This is a genomic window from Peribacillus sp. Aquil_B1 (assembly GCF_022603275.1).
Classification (GTDB): Bacteria; Bacillota; Bacilli; order Bacillales; family DSM-1321; genus Peribacillus.
On the sequence record NZ_JAKXEE010000005.1, the window covers coordinates 169440 to 181891 of the forward strand.

At 45.8% G+C, this 12452-nt stretch carries 8 protein-coding genes, 21 tRNA genes and 1 rRNA gene; 2 read left to right on the forward strand and 28 right to left on the reverse strand.

Going from position 1 to position 12452, the window contains the following annotated elements:
- Window positions 1-542: 542 nt before the first annotated feature.
- From menC to MPH60_RS24690, 6 genes are all read right to left on the reverse strand, one after another.
- Window positions 543-1646 carry an o-succinylbenzoate synthase gene (gene menC / locus MPH60_RS24665; protein ID WP_241594685.1) on the reverse strand — a complete coding sequence of 368 codons (1104 nt, stop codon included), beginning with the start codon at window positions 1644-1646 and terminating at the stop codon, window positions 543-545.
- Window positions 1643-3124 carry an o-succinylbenzoate--CoA ligase gene (locus tag MPH60_RS24670; protein WP_241594684.1) on the reverse strand — a complete coding sequence of 494 codons (1482 nt, stop codon included), beginning with the start codon at window positions 3122-3124 and terminating at the stop codon, window positions 1643-1645. The genes menC and MPH60_RS24670 overlap by 4 nt, the downstream gene beginning before the upstream one ends.
- A gap of 86 nt (window positions 3125-3210) precedes the next feature.
- On the reverse strand, window positions 3211-4023 hold the full coding sequence (menB, locus tag MPH60_RS24675; RefSeq protein ID WP_370029151.1) for a 1,4-dihydroxy-2-naphthoyl-CoA synthase: 813 nt from the start codon (window positions 4021-4023) through the stop codon (window positions 3211-3213).
- Window positions 4024-4030: 7 nt separating this feature from the next.
- Window positions 4031-4852, reverse strand: coding sequence for a 2-succinyl-6-hydroxy-2,4-cyclohexadiene-1-carboxylate synthase (menH, locus tag MPH60_RS24680; protein WP_241594683.1), 822 nt, complete (start codon window positions 4850-4852; stop codon window positions 4031-4033).
- Complete coding sequence (gene menD / locus MPH60_RS24685) at window positions 4852-6600, reverse strand: 2-succinyl-5-enolpyruvyl-6-hydroxy-3-cyclohexene-1-carboxylic-acid synthase (protein ID WP_241594682.1); 1749 nt, start codon at window positions 6598-6600, stop codon at window positions 4852-4854. Before menD ends, menH begins: the two co-directional genes overlap by 1 nt.
- Window positions 6593-8002 carry an isochorismate synthase gene (locus MPH60_RS24690; protein ID WP_241594681.1) on the reverse strand — a complete coding sequence of 470 codons (1410 nt, stop codon included), beginning with the start codon at window positions 8000-8002 and terminating at the stop codon, window positions 6593-6595. Before MPH60_RS24690 ends, menD begins: the two co-directional genes overlap by 8 nt.
- A 300-nt stretch (window positions 8003-8302) precedes the next feature.
- Here MPH60_RS24690 and MPH60_RS24695 point away from each other — a divergent pair, with 300 nt between their 5' ends.
- Entirely contained in the window at window positions 8303-9223 is a 921-nt protein-coding gene (locus MPH60_RS24695; RefSeq protein WP_241594680.1) for a 1,4-dihydroxy-2-naphthoate polyprenyltransferase, read from the forward strand.
- A 146-nt stretch (window positions 9224-9369) separates the two neighbouring features.
- Window positions 9370-10119 carry a TraR/DksA C4-type zinc finger protein gene (locus tag MPH60_RS24700; RefSeq protein ID WP_241594679.1) on the forward strand — a complete coding sequence of 250 codons (750 nt, stop codon included), beginning with the start codon at window positions 9370-9372 and terminating at the stop codon, window positions 10117-10119.
- 41 nt (window positions 10120-10160) lie between these two features.
- On the opposite strand, the gene MPH60_RS24705 is transcribed toward MPH60_RS24700, so the two are convergent.
- The 22 genes from MPH60_RS24705 to rrf form a co-directional block, all read right to left on the reverse strand.
- Window positions 10161-10232, reverse strand: a tRNA-Glu gene (locus tag MPH60_RS24705).
- Window positions 10233-10235: 3 nt separating this feature from the next.
- Window positions 10236-10326, reverse strand: a tRNA-Ser gene (locus MPH60_RS24710).
- Between the two features lies 1 nt (window position 10327).
- A tRNA-Asn gene (locus MPH60_RS24715) sits at window positions 10328-10402 on the reverse strand.
- A 12-nt stretch (window positions 10403-10414) separates the two neighbouring features.
- Window positions 10415-10491: transfer RNA gene (locus MPH60_RS24720), tRNA-Ile, on the reverse strand.
- 5 nt (window positions 10492-10496) lie between these two features.
- Window positions 10497-10570: transfer RNA gene (locus MPH60_RS24725), tRNA-Gly, on the reverse strand.
- A gap of 4 nt (window positions 10571-10574) precedes the next feature.
- Window positions 10575-10650: transfer RNA gene (locus MPH60_RS24730), tRNA-His, on the reverse strand.
- 17 nt (window positions 10651-10667) lie between these two features.
- A tRNA-Phe gene (locus MPH60_RS24735) sits at window positions 10668-10743 on the reverse strand.
- A gap of 22 nt (window positions 10744-10765) precedes the next feature.
- A tRNA-Asp gene (locus tag MPH60_RS24740) sits at window positions 10766-10841 on the reverse strand.
- A gap of 6 nt (window positions 10842-10847) precedes the next feature.
- Window positions 10848-10921 (reverse strand) — tRNA-Met (locus tag MPH60_RS24745).
- Between the two features lie 101 nt (window positions 10922-11022).
- Window positions 11023-11115: transfer RNA gene (locus tag MPH60_RS24750), tRNA-Ser, on the reverse strand.
- A 21-nt stretch (window positions 11116-11136) separates the two neighbouring features.
- Window positions 11137-11213: transfer RNA gene (locus MPH60_RS24755), tRNA-Ile, on the reverse strand.
- A gap of 10 nt (window positions 11214-11223) precedes the next feature.
- Window positions 11224-11300: transfer RNA gene (locus MPH60_RS24760), tRNA-Met, on the reverse strand.
- A 28-nt stretch (window positions 11301-11328) separates the two neighbouring features.
- Window positions 11329-11404 (reverse strand) — tRNA-Ala (locus tag MPH60_RS24765).
- A gap of 17 nt (window positions 11405-11421) precedes the next feature.
- Window positions 11422-11498: transfer RNA gene (locus tag MPH60_RS24770), tRNA-Pro, on the reverse strand.
- 11 nt (window positions 11499-11509) lie between these two features.
- A tRNA-Arg gene (locus tag MPH60_RS24775) sits at window positions 11510-11586 on the reverse strand.
- A 9-nt stretch (window positions 11587-11595) separates the two neighbouring features.
- Window positions 11596-11684, reverse strand: a tRNA-Leu gene (locus MPH60_RS24780).
- A gap of 12 nt (window positions 11685-11696) precedes the next feature.
- A tRNA-Gly gene (locus MPH60_RS24785) sits at window positions 11697-11771 on the reverse strand.
- 8 nt (window positions 11772-11779) lie between these two features.
- Window positions 11780-11861, reverse strand: a tRNA-Leu gene (locus MPH60_RS24790).
- Between the two features lie 8 nt (window positions 11862-11869).
- Window positions 11870-11945 (reverse strand) — tRNA-Lys (locus MPH60_RS24795).
- Between the two features lie 20 nt (window positions 11946-11965).
- Window positions 11966-12041 (reverse strand) — tRNA-Thr (locus MPH60_RS24800).
- A 10-nt stretch (window positions 12042-12051) separates the two neighbouring features.
- A tRNA-Val gene (locus MPH60_RS24805) sits at window positions 12052-12127 on the reverse strand.
- Window positions 12128-12138: 11 nt separating this feature from the next.
- A 5S ribosomal RNA gene (gene rrf, locus MPH60_RS24810) occupies window positions 12139-12254 on the reverse strand.
- Window positions 12255-12452 lie beyond the last annotated feature (198 nt).

Sequence of the window (12452 nt, forward strand, 5' to 3'; positions counted from 1 at the left end):
AATCCCGTTTTATAAAGGGACTACTGGAGATAAAAAAATAGTTACAGACTGCAGACGAACTCGATGAAAATCCAGTTTACCTAGAGTTTATTCTAAAGAACATTCCTTGGAATGGAGGGTACGAGACTCCCGCGGGAAAAGCGAGCGTGTCAAGGGAGCCCGCGGAAAGTGAGTTGCCTTACGTCCAATCAACGATCAAATTTTACAAACCCTCAAAAAAAAAGTTCCTGGTTGATTTCAATCATTCGTTCCCTTTCCGCCGACTGTCTGCCAGGCCTCATCAAAGCAGCATCTAGCGTGATCTTGGTTAGCCGGTTATCCGGCAGAAGTGTCGTAAATTTCTTCAATTTAGTAAGAGTTTTAACATGAAAAACAAAGAACTGATTTGTTAGTATCCTATTAAAATCATTTTCCAAAAGGGTGGGGTTTCCGTCCAAGAAAATTCTAATTGGGTGAGTTACATAGACAGGGGGGAGTGAGAGGAGTTAAAGGATTATCAATATTTGATCAAAAGAGGTGGGCAATGCACCTCTTTGATGTTTTCACTTGTACAACTTACTATATGCAGTCAATTCCTTTAGCCGCTTTTCATTGATGGCAAAACCGATTCCAGCTTTATCGGGAACTCGGATCATGCCATTTTCGACAAGTACTTCAGGATCTATTATATCTTCATCCCAATAACGGGATGAAGATGATATATCCCCGGGAATCGTGAATCCTTTTAATGTGGCAAGTGCAATATTATGTGCACGTGAAATGCCAAATTCAATCATGCCACCGCACCAAACCGGCACATCATTTCCCAGACATAGATCATGGATTCGTACAGCCTCCATCCAGCCGCCGACTTTAGCCATCTTAATGCTGATCACCCCACAGCTCTGGAGCGACAGCGCACTTTTGGCATCATGAAATGAATTTATGCTTTCATCAAGGCAAATGGGTGTCTGCAGCTGTTTCTGCAAAAATGAATGTTCCACAATGTCGTCATGTCCCAGCGGCTGTTCAATCATCATCAGCTTAAACACATCAAGTTTCTGAAGGTGGGTGATGTCATCAAGAGTGTACGCTGAATTGGCATCTGCCATGAGCGGTATATGAGGATAAGCCCGACGGATTTCCGCTAAAAACTCCAGATCATTTTGAGGATTGATTTTTATTTTGTAACGCTGATAACCAGATCCGGAAAAATCCTCTATCTGGCGCATCGCATCTTCAATATCACTGGATGCAACGACTACACCAGCGGCCACTTCACTTCGTTCGCCGCCCATCAGCCGTCCGAGGTAGACTCCTTTCTGCTTCGCATATAAATCGAGGATTGCCTGCTCTAAAGCTGACTTCGCCATCCCATTCCGCCGGATTCCGCTCCATAGGTTCGGCAGCTCATCGGGATGCTTGACCTGACTGGCCAATGTCAACGGGATTAAGAAGTCCTCCAATATATGAAAGCAGGTTTTGATCGTTTCCTCGGTATACCAAGGACTTGTAAAAGGTACAGCTTCACCGTATCCAATCAACCCATCCTTATCCATGGCTTCGACAATGATCACTTCCCGACCGCTTACCGTTTCGAGATGCGTCTTGAATGGCCGTTTTAAAGGAGCCTTAATAAGCTTTAGGGTAATGGAGGATAACCTCATTGCCCTTCCCCCATTTCCTTCTTCAATTCTCGTCTCAAAAGCTTGCTTGCGCCATTACGGGGAAGCTCCTTACAAAAAATCACGTTCCGGGGAAGCTTATAGGATGCTAAATATCCCCTGCAATATTCCAATAGTTCACTCTCATCAAGCTCTGCACCTTGTTGCAAGACGACAAAAGCAAGCGGGACCTGTCCCCACTTTTCATCGTCAGTCCCCGTCACTCCCGCTTCGAAAACATCAGGATGCATACCGAGGACGTTTTCAATCTCGGCCGGATAGACATTTTCACCGCCGGAGATGATTAAATCCGAACGTCGGTCAAGCACATATAAAAAGCCTTCCTCATCAAGATAACCAAGATCCCCGGTATAAAGCCATCCATCGGTAATGGCCTGCTGTGTAGCATCCATTCGATTAAAATAACCTTTCGTGACATTCGGACCTGAAACCACGATTTCGCCCACTGCACCCGGTTCACACATCGTGCCGTCTTTCTCTATCCGTAACTGCGAAGGAAACAAAGGCTTCCCAGCTGATCCGATTTTTGACATACTATACTCCGGAGCCAGTGTCACAATCTGTGATGACGTTTCGGTCATCCCATATGTTTGATAGACGGGAATCCCTTTCTCCTTACAGGCTTCAAGTAAATGGACGGGTGCAGGGCCGCCGCCCAACAGGAAACAGCGAAAGGTTTTTGGATAGCTTGTTCCCTTCAAATCCTGAACCATCCTATTCAGCATGGCCGTCACGACCGAAATGATCGTCACGCCATTTTCCTGAATGCTCCGGTTTGCTTCCCGTTCATCGAATCGTTCCGCCAAAACGACTTTCATGCCATAAATCACGTTTTTCATCAGAATGGATAAACCGCTAATATGAAAGATCGGAACCGCACAATACCAAGAATCCTCCTCATGCAATCCAAGGTTCAGAACCGACCCTACTGCACTCCACCAATGGTTGCCGAATGTTTGGATCACACCCTTTGGATTTCCTGTGGTACCTGATGTATACATGATCGTAGCGGTATCCTCAAGGTAAAACTCTTGAAGTATCTCCGCCGTGCCTTCATCCGGCAATCCTTCCATTAAATGAAGGTTCAATTCCGGAAGAATCTCACCAATATCAGAAAGTTTGTCGGAGAAGGCACCTTCTGAAACCAAATAGGCAGTCCCACTATCCTCGATCTGCCAGGACAGCTCTTTTGCCGTTAACTTATTATTCAGCATCACAATCTTCACACCGAGATAAAATAATGCATGGATAACGACAACACCATCAATATGGTTGCGGAGCAAAACCGCGCATGAATCGCCAGCACCCAGACCAATGCTTGCCAGCTTACCAGCCATCTTCTCCGATAATGTATGCAGTTCAAGAAAGCTATACGTATGACCTTCAAACTCGATTGCCGGGCGCCCCGGTGAAAGATGCGCCCGATTTTTCAGCCAGTTCGGCAACTTTTCTTCTGCCATTGCTGCTTACCCTCTTCCATTTTGATATAGAAAACAGCCCGGCGATTTTCCGCCAAGCTGTCAGTCTCATCGATTCACGCGTTTCATTAAGGGAAACGAGGGAATTGCCCAAAGTCCGGAGTGCGCTTTTCTTTGAATGCATCGCGGCCTTCTTTTGCTTCTTCTGTTGTATAGTATAATAGTGTAGCGTCACCAGCCAATTGTTGAAGACCTGCAAGGCCATCCGTATCAGCGTTCATTGCCGCTTTCAAGAAACGAAGTGCAGTAGGGCTCTTCTCAAGCATTTCTTCACACCATTTAACCGTTTCCGCTTCTAATTGGTCTAATGGTACGACTGTGTTGACCAATCCCATATCCAATGCTTCCTGTGCATTGTATTGACGGCATAGGTACCAGATTTCACGCGCCTTTTTATGACCTACGATACGTGCAAGGTAGCCAGAACCATAACCAGCATCAAAGCTTCCTACATTCGGTCCAGTTTGTCCGAAAATCGCATTGTCAGCAGCAATCGTCAAGTCACATACCACATTCAAGACATTACCGCCACCAATTGCATATCCAGCAACCATGGCTACGACTGGTTTTGGAATTACGCGAATCAAACGTTGCAAATCAAGAACATTTAGACGAGGAATGTTATCTTCACCCACATATCCGCCATTGCCGCGTACTTTTTGGTCTCCGCCTGAACAGAATGCTTTGCCGCCTACACCTGTTAAAATAATGACACCAATGCTGGAATCATCACGCGCTCTTGCGAATGCATCAATCATTTCAGCAGTCGTTTTTGGCGTGAATGCATTATGTACATGTGGTCGATTGATGGACACTTTCGCAATCCCGTTATATTTTTCATACAAAATTTCATCATACTCACGTATTGTTTCCCATTGAATCGTCACCTTAATTCCTCCTTTTATTTCGCTTTAAGAACTCACTTATTATTTTACCAAACTTTTCTCCAACTTCCACATGAATCGCATGTCCCGCATCATTTATTATTTTCCATTCGACCTGCTTCAGCTTTTTTTTCATCGAGTCCGCAATCCGACAAAACTTCCGGTCAAGTTCACCAGTTACAAGGAGCACAGGGAAATCAAGGGTTTGCAATTGTTCCCAGTATGAAGCCTGGCTGCCGGTCCCCATACCAAGAAGGCTATTGGAAAGGCCGGCAGGACTATTTGCCAACCGCTGCTCCCGAATGGCTGACTTGGTTTTGGCCGACAACCGCTTTTGACTTTCAAACAAAGGGATGTTTTCCCATTGATCCACAAACGCTTCCATGCCATTTTCAAGAATCCTTTCGGCAAGCTTCCGATCATTTTCCCTTCGCCTTTCACGTTCCCCTTCTGTTAAAAGGCCCGGTGAAGCGCTCTCCAATATCAATGTATCAACATACTCAGGAAACAAACAGGCAAATCCCAATCCGAGCCTTCCGCCCATCGAGTATCCAAGGATATGGGCTTTCGGGAAATGTAACACATCCAAAATATACTTGATATCCTCAGCGACACGCTCCATTTCATACCTTCGATGATCGGCTGGTGACGCAGACATACCATGACCGATGATATCGACCATGATTAACGTATACCTGTCACTCAGTAGCGGAATGAGGAATTTCCATGTATCCCGATTTCCCGTAAATCCATGTAAAAGTACAAGAGGATCTCCATTTCCCGTTATTTCAACAGCATAATTGACATCCTTGCTGACAATATTCATCATATTTCCCTGTCTAACACCATTTTTATTTCCTGGGAAACAAAGCTCCACAAATTTCGATGTTTTTGTAGATTGGACTCTCTTTCTGTCGGAACTTCAATGATTTTAAGTCCTTGGATTTCGAATGACTCTGTAAATACCTTCTCTAACTCATCCCAATTTTGCACCTTGTTGTATTTACCGCCGTAAAGCTCGGCCGTATGGGAAAAATCAAGCCCATGTGGCGTGCCGAATAGCGTTTCGAAATGTTCCCTATCATTTGCCTGCGGCAAGAAGGAGAAAATGCCGCCGCCATCATTATTAACCAGCAATATCGTGATATTTTGTTTTTGAAGCTTTGCCGCAAGCAAGCCATTCATATCATGGAAAAAACTTAAATCCCCAATTGCCAGCACTGTATTTTTTGATACCGTGCTTACGCCAAGCGCAGTGGAAACGACACCATCAATGCCATTCGCCCCGCGATTTGCAATGGTTTTGATTTCTTTTCCATTATTCAAAAAGAAAGTATCCAAATCACGTATGGGCATACTATTCCCGACAAACAACGTCGATTCCAACGGCATCATATCAGCAAGCAGGGCGAACAGCTTGCCTTCGCTTAACTCCGCTTCATCTCTGACGGAGGCTAAGGCCTCCTTCGTCGCACCGTTGACGATTTGCCATAAGCGAAGCCATTCATCATCAGGGGAGGAAGTAATGCTTTCAGCAATTCGCAGACAAAAATCTTTCTCTTCGCTGTAAATCATATTCGTTGCCAATCCGGCTGGTTCGCGCCAGCCTGCTCCGCCATCGACGACCAAAGTGATTGCCTGCTTTTGTTCTTTCATGAATAACAATAACGGTTTAGAAACAGGCATTGCTCCGAATCGCAAGATCACTTCCGGCCTGAAAGCCGCTTTTGCCGTTTCATCGCGTAGAAACGTATCGTACGCATCAATGATAACGGCCTTGTCATGACTTCCGCTCCTTAACTGTGAAAGGGGATCAGCCAGTACCGGAAAAGCAAGTTTTTCCGCTAATGCGACGATGGCTTCCTTCATCTCTGGATGAGGTAATTCGCCACAAACAATCATACCTTGCTTTGCTTGTGACAATGTAGTTGCGACAGCTTCTATTTGTGATGATGACAGTGAAAGTTCTCCACTGTCAATCAACACTGCAGGCGTCATTTTATTTTGCCTGCATTCCTTTGCTTGCTCCAAATCCGGTATCAATGGTTCACGAAGCGGGAAATTCAAATGTACAGGCCCTGCAGGCTCAGCTGCAGCTGTTGCCACTGCCCTTGCACCGACCGTTCTGGCATACCGCATCATCCCATCCGTGCTTTCAGGAAGTGCCATTTCGACAAACCATTTTACATGTCTCCCGTAAAGGTGTATCTGATCGATTGCCTGCGGGGCTCCGACATCACGCAATTCATGCGGGCGGTCAGCGGTAAGTACAATAAGCGGCACTCTTGAATAGAAAGCCTCAATGACGGCTGGGTAATAGTTTGCAGCGGCTGTACCTGACGTACAAAGAAGTCCGATAGGTTCTTTTAGGGCCTTAGCCAAACCAAGGGCAAAAAAAGCAGCCGAACGCTCATCCACATTAATATGAATTTCGATATCAGGATGTTCCACCAGCAACAAAGCCAGGGGTGTGGATCGTGAACCAGGGCTCACCACCACATGCTTCACCTCATTTTGTGCCAGCTCATCGACGAATGAAGCAGCATAAGCTGTCAATGCATCTCGGTCATTCATTAAGATTTCCTCCTAAAGCACTTAACATCGGATTGAATTTAATCCCCGTTTCCCGGTATTCACTTTCGGGAGTCGAATCTTCCACGACTCCGCATCCGGCAAAGAGCGATGCCTCATTGTTCTGTATTAGGGCAGAACGGATCCCGACAGCGAATTCCCCGTTTCCATACGTATCCACCCAGCCTAAAGGACCCGCATAAAAGCCACGTTCCAGACCTTCCATTTCCCTAATTCGGACAACGGCCTTTTCTTTGGGAAGTCCGCCCATAGCAGGTGTTGGGTGGAGATTCTCGATAAATTCAAAAATCGTGACACCTTCCTTTGATATACCGCGGACCGGAGTGTACAAATGCTGGATATGGCGATTTTTCATAAGTGTCGGTCCGGCCGGGACCATCACCTTTTCGCATACTGAATCAAAGGCATTGGATATCATCGACACGACATATTGATGCTCTTGTAAATTCTTTTGGTCATGAAGCAATTCTTCACCAAGACAAACATCTTCCTGCTCATCTTTTCCTCGTCCCATCGATCCAGCAAGACAGGTAGAAAAAACTTCATTTCCCTGTTTCTTAATTAAACGTTCAGGGGTGGCACCGACAAAACAGTCACCACCAGCTTCCAAACTGAAAATATAACTCAATGGCTGCTCTGCAAGCAATTGTTCAAGCACTTTCCCTGAATCAATGGAATGTTCAAAACCAAGTCGAAGTTCCCTTGCCAAAACGATTTTATCGAGATTTGTCGTCTTGATTTCCTGAACAGCCTCTGCGACCGTCCGTTTCCATTCCTCAGGTTCGACTTCCCTCTGCATAACCAGGGAATTTGCACCCAATCCATTGCCATCCACGCTTTCGAAAAGGAAAGCTTCCCGTTCATTTATCATATCTATGAAGAGTTTTTCTGAATCATCAGGCGAACAAAGTAAGTTTGTCGTTAAGTAAGCTTGTTTCCCCACTATTGACAGCATGAAGGCGGGTATATAAAAAAGGTTGTCCCCGAACTGATTCCAAAGGAGCGTACTGTCAGTTTCATAATCAAAAGAAAAGCCCCCAAACAGTAAAGGACCTGTCGCTTCTACATCGGTCACTCCCGTTTTGACAGCATTATTCTGCAGTTTGATCCAGCTCTTTTCGACTTCTCTATAACGTTCGGCATTCGATGCCGCTTTGAGTTTCTTAACATTGCCTAAACCGGTGATGGTTATTTCCTTTGCAGGGTCCTCCCAGAAAAAGCGTTCACCCGCGTACCGTTCTCTTCCAGCTTGATAAAATGAAAGGGGGTTGTTGCATTTAATCTTCTTAATATGACTGAATAGAACTTGATCATTCAAGTCCTTCGCCTTTTGTATAGCTGAAGCCAGTCCCTGAAACTGTTCAGTTTCCTCTGAGATAGCCAAAAAAATCCCCCCAAATGTACATTTTAAAAGCTTTTTAACCTATTTAAAGATACACCTCACTTGAACCCCATGTCAATAAAACGCCCCTTTACCGGACGATTCTTTCCTGCTTTTTTCCTTATTATATGAATCTTAGCGAATGTAGAGAAATACCCTTGATTTTGGAAATGTGATCATCCAGGAATTCCAATTATCACCCTTTCCCACTTTTCCTGCATTTATTAGGATAACCTTTTGTGCAACATTTCAATATTTGTTATAATTTCGAGAGAACCAATAATGATTTTGAGGAGAGAAATAATGCAAACAGAATACGACGGACTTCCCCTTAAACGGACCTGGAAGATTTGGTGGGAGTTAATTCGTCCACATACACTAACCGCAGCTTTTGTACCAGTCTTACTTGGAACTGTGATTGCACTTTTGGAAGATGGAGTGAATTGGTTACTATTCGCTGCCATGATGATTGCCAGTATCCTGATTCAAGCTGCAACCAATTTATTCAATGAATACTATGATTTCAAGAGAGGCTTGGATACGGAGGAATCCGTAGGCATCGGCGGCGGGATCGTCCGTCATGGGATGGCCCCTAAACTAATCATGAGCTTGGCCCTTGGCATGTATGCCATCGCCTTGATAATTGGAATCTATATTTGTGCCGCATCATCTTGGTGGCTTGCTGCAGTCGGACTGGTTTGCATGCTTGTCGGCTACCTTTATACAGGCGGTCCCCTGCCCATATCATATACACCATTCGGGGAACTTTTTTCTGGATTGTTCATGGGCTTTTTGATAATCCTGATCGCCTTTTTCATTCAAACCGGTGATGTTTCTTCAACAGCCATCTTAATTGCCATTCCAAGTGGGGTTTTGGTCGGGTTGATCAACTTATCCAATAACCTTCGTGATCACGATGGGGATAAGGCACATGGCCGCAAAACGATGCCAGTAGTGATGGGCAGGAAAAACGCCCTGACATTCATGGCAATCATGTTCGCTTTCTCTTATCTATGGCTTGTTGGGCTAGTTCTTACCGGAAGCGTAACGGCGTGGATTCTCCTTGCCTTCCTTAGCATACCGAAGGCCATGGCCGCAATCAAAGGCTTCGTAGGCAAAACGCAGCCGATCACGATGGTCCCGGCAATGAAAGCCACGGCCCAAACGAACACGTTCTTCGGCTTACTCATGGCCATTGGATTATTCATCAGCTATCTTATCTAATCTCCGAGGACTGAGCTCATCCGCTCAGTCCTTTTTTCTGTATTCCATTGCATATTGTTTTCCTATACTCCGATTCGGGTAATAGATAATACAACCATCTTACCAATATAAAATGAGATTTGGACTTTAGAAGGAGTGAATAGGATATGGCAACGAAACAACAAACGCAGAAATTAAAAAAGGAACTGCTTCAAGAAAAAAATGAGTTAAGTAGTAGAATTCAAAATGATGAACAATCCGTTCTGGATAAAAGCCAGACGGAATCAGTAGGGGAATTATCTTCTTATGATAATCATCCTGCTGACCTAGGAACCGAATTATACGAGATGGAACGGAATCAAGCACTCGATGAACATGCACAATCAGAAATGGAGAAAATCGACGAAGCATTAAAAGCAATGGAAGAAGGTTCGTATGGCCATTGTATAACCTGCAATAGGGAAATCCCCATCGAGAGGCTTGAAGCGATCCCAAGCACTCTCTACTGTGTCGAGCATGCCCCGGAACGATCACTTTCACAAGACCGGCCAGTGGAGGAGGAAATACTGATTCCATCCAAGGGTGATCATTTTGAAAATCGTCATGGAAATGAAATAGTGGATAAAGAGGATAGCTTTGGTGAAGTCGCCAAATTCGGTACATCCGAGACGCCATCTGATTACACCGGCGATCATGACAATTATAATGATCTTTATAAAACCGAAGATGAAACGGATGGATTTCCAGAAGACTATGAAGGATTTGCGGCAAATGATATCGAAGGAAAAAATAGGGTGGATATACCGAACAAAAAGCAAAAGGAATATGAAAATACATTAGAAGAAGAAAATATCGATTCCCAGCTTGGAGACATTCCTTATAAACAAAAAGATAGTTATATCAATGAAAAGAAATGAAAAAAAGAAGCATACATGAATATATGCTTCCTTTTTTGTTATGACCCGTACGGGATTCGAACCCGTGTTACCGCCGTGAAAGGGCGGTGTCTTAACCGCTTGACCAACGGGCCAAATGGCGGAGAAGGAGGGATTTGAACCCTCGCGCCGCTCGCGCGACCTACACCCTTAGCAGGGGCGCCTCTTCAGCCTCTTGAGTACTTCCCCATGGCTCCGCAGGTAGGACTCGAACCTACGACCGTTCGGTTAACAGCCGAATGCTCTACCACTGAGCTACTGCGGAACAATATGAATATGGTGGGCCTAAATGGACTCGAACCATCGACCTCACGCTTATCAGGCGTGCGCTCTAACCAGCTGAGCTATAGGCCCATATTTGGAGCGGGTGAAGGGAATCGAACCCTCATCATCAGCTTGGAAGGCTGAGGTTTTACCACTAAACTACACCCGCGAAATGGGGCGACTGATGGGAATCGAACCCACGAATGCCTGAACCACAATCAGGTGCGTTAACCACTTCGCCACAATCGCCGTAATTTTGTAAGATATGGTGGCTCAGGACGGAATCGAACCGCCGACACAAGGATTTTCAGTCCTTTGCTCTACCGACTGAGCTACTGAGCCACATTTATATTAATTTAAAAAATGGCGGTCCCGACGGGAATCGAACCCGCGATCTCCTGCGTGACAGGCAGGCATGTTAACCGCTACACCACGGGACCTAATAATTGCGGGGACAGGATTTGAACCTGCGACCTTCGGGTTATGAGCCCGACGAGCTACCGGACTGCTCCACCCCGCGACGGTAATAATGAAACGATTTGCATCAAGTTTTCGTGTATATCGTTTTTTCGCTTCCTCTATGTAAGGTTGTTTAAAAACAACTTGCTGCTTTTTAAAAAATGGAGGAGGTAGAGGGATTCGAACCCCCGCGGGATTTGACTCCCCTGTCGGTTTTCAAGACCGATCCCTTCAGCCGAACTTGGGTATACCTCCACGGCATTAAAGAAATGAATATGGTGGACCTTGTAGGACTCGAACCTACGACCGGACGGTTATGAGCCGTCTGCTCTAACCAGCTGAGCTAAAGGTCCTTATATTTATTGGTAGCGGCGGAGGGGATCGAACCCCCGACCTCACGGGTATGAACCGTACGCTCTAGCCAGCTGAGCTACACCGCCAATATAATATAAGTATCTGATTGAAAAATGGTGGAGCCTAGCGGGATCGAACCGCTGACCTCCTGCGTGCAAGGCAGGCGCTCTCCCAGCTGAGCTAAGGCCCCATTCATTAAAAATCACGTGGTCGGGAAGACAGGATTCGAACCTGCGACCCCTTGGTCCCAAACCAAGTGCTCTACCAAGCTGAGCTACTTCCCGCAATAAAAACATGGTGCGCCCGGCGGGAGTCGAACCTACAACCTTCTGATTCGTAGTCAGATGCTCTATCCAATTGAGCTACGGGCGCATATTATGATGGTGCCGAGGACCGGAATCGAACCGGTACGGTAGTCACCTACCGCAGGATTTTAAGTCCTGTGCGTCTGCCAGTTCCGCCACCCCGGCACATACGAAAAGTGGAGCGGAAGACGGGATTCGAACCCGCGACCCCAACCTTGGCAAGGTTGTATTCTACCACTGAACTACTTCCGCATGAAAGATGCGGGTGAAGGGACTTGAACCCCCACGCCTTGCGGCGCCAGATCCTAAGTCTGGTGCGTCTGCCAATTCCGCCACACCCGCATATGAAATGGTGAGCCATGAAGGATTCGAACCTTCGACCCTCTGATTAAAAGTCAGATGCTCTACCAACTGAGCTAATGGCTCGTGCTTGTACGATCTTAAAATGGTGCCGGCAAGAGGACTTGAACCCCCAACCTACTGATTACAAGTCAGTTGCTCTACCAGTTGAGCTACACCGGCAGGTGTAAAATGGTGGAGGATGACGGGATCGAACCGCCGACCCTCTGCTTGTAAGGCAGATGCTCTCCCAGCTGAGCTAATCCTCCATATAAAACCTGCTTGGCGACGTCCTACTCTCACAGGGGGAAACCCCCAACTACCATCGGCGCTGAAGAGCTTAACTGCCGTGTTCGGAATGGGAACGGGTGTGACCTCTTCGCTATCGTCACCAAACAATGTTAACATTTTTTCAAGACATATATTATTATAACGTCTTTTTGAGAAAATGCAAGAAGAAATTTTCATTCCTTCAAAACTAGATAATAAGAAGGTATTTCATTTTTCAAAAAGCGTTGGTTAAGTCCTCGATCTATTAGTATCAGTCAGCTCCACATGTCACCATGCTTCCACCTCTGACCTATCAACCTGATC

Excerpts from the sequence above, each read along its gene's own strand:
- menC (WP_241594685.1), bottom strand. The coding sequence starts at position 1,646 with ATGAGGTTATCCTCCATTACCCTAAAGCTTATTAAGGCTCCTTTAAAA.
- MPH60_RS24670 (WP_241594684.1), bottom strand. The coding sequence starts at position 3,124 with ATGGCAGAAGAAAAGTTGCCGAACTGGCTGAAAAATCGGGCGCATCTT.
- menH (WP_241594683.1), bottom strand. The coding sequence starts at position 4,852 with ATGAATATTGTCAGCAAGGATGTCAATTATGCTGTTGAAATAACGGGA.
- menD (WP_241594682.1), bottom strand. The coding sequence starts at position 6,600 with ATGAATGACCGAGATGCATTGACAGCTTATGCTGCTTCATTCGTCGAT.
- MPH60_RS24695 (WP_241594680.1), top strand. The coding sequence starts at position 8,303 with ATGCAAACAGAATACGACGGACTTCCCCTTAAACGGACCTGGAAGATT.
- MPH60_RS24700 (WP_241594679.1), top strand. The coding sequence starts at position 9,370 with ATGGCAACGAAACAACAAACGCAGAAATTAAAAAAGGAACTGCTTCAA.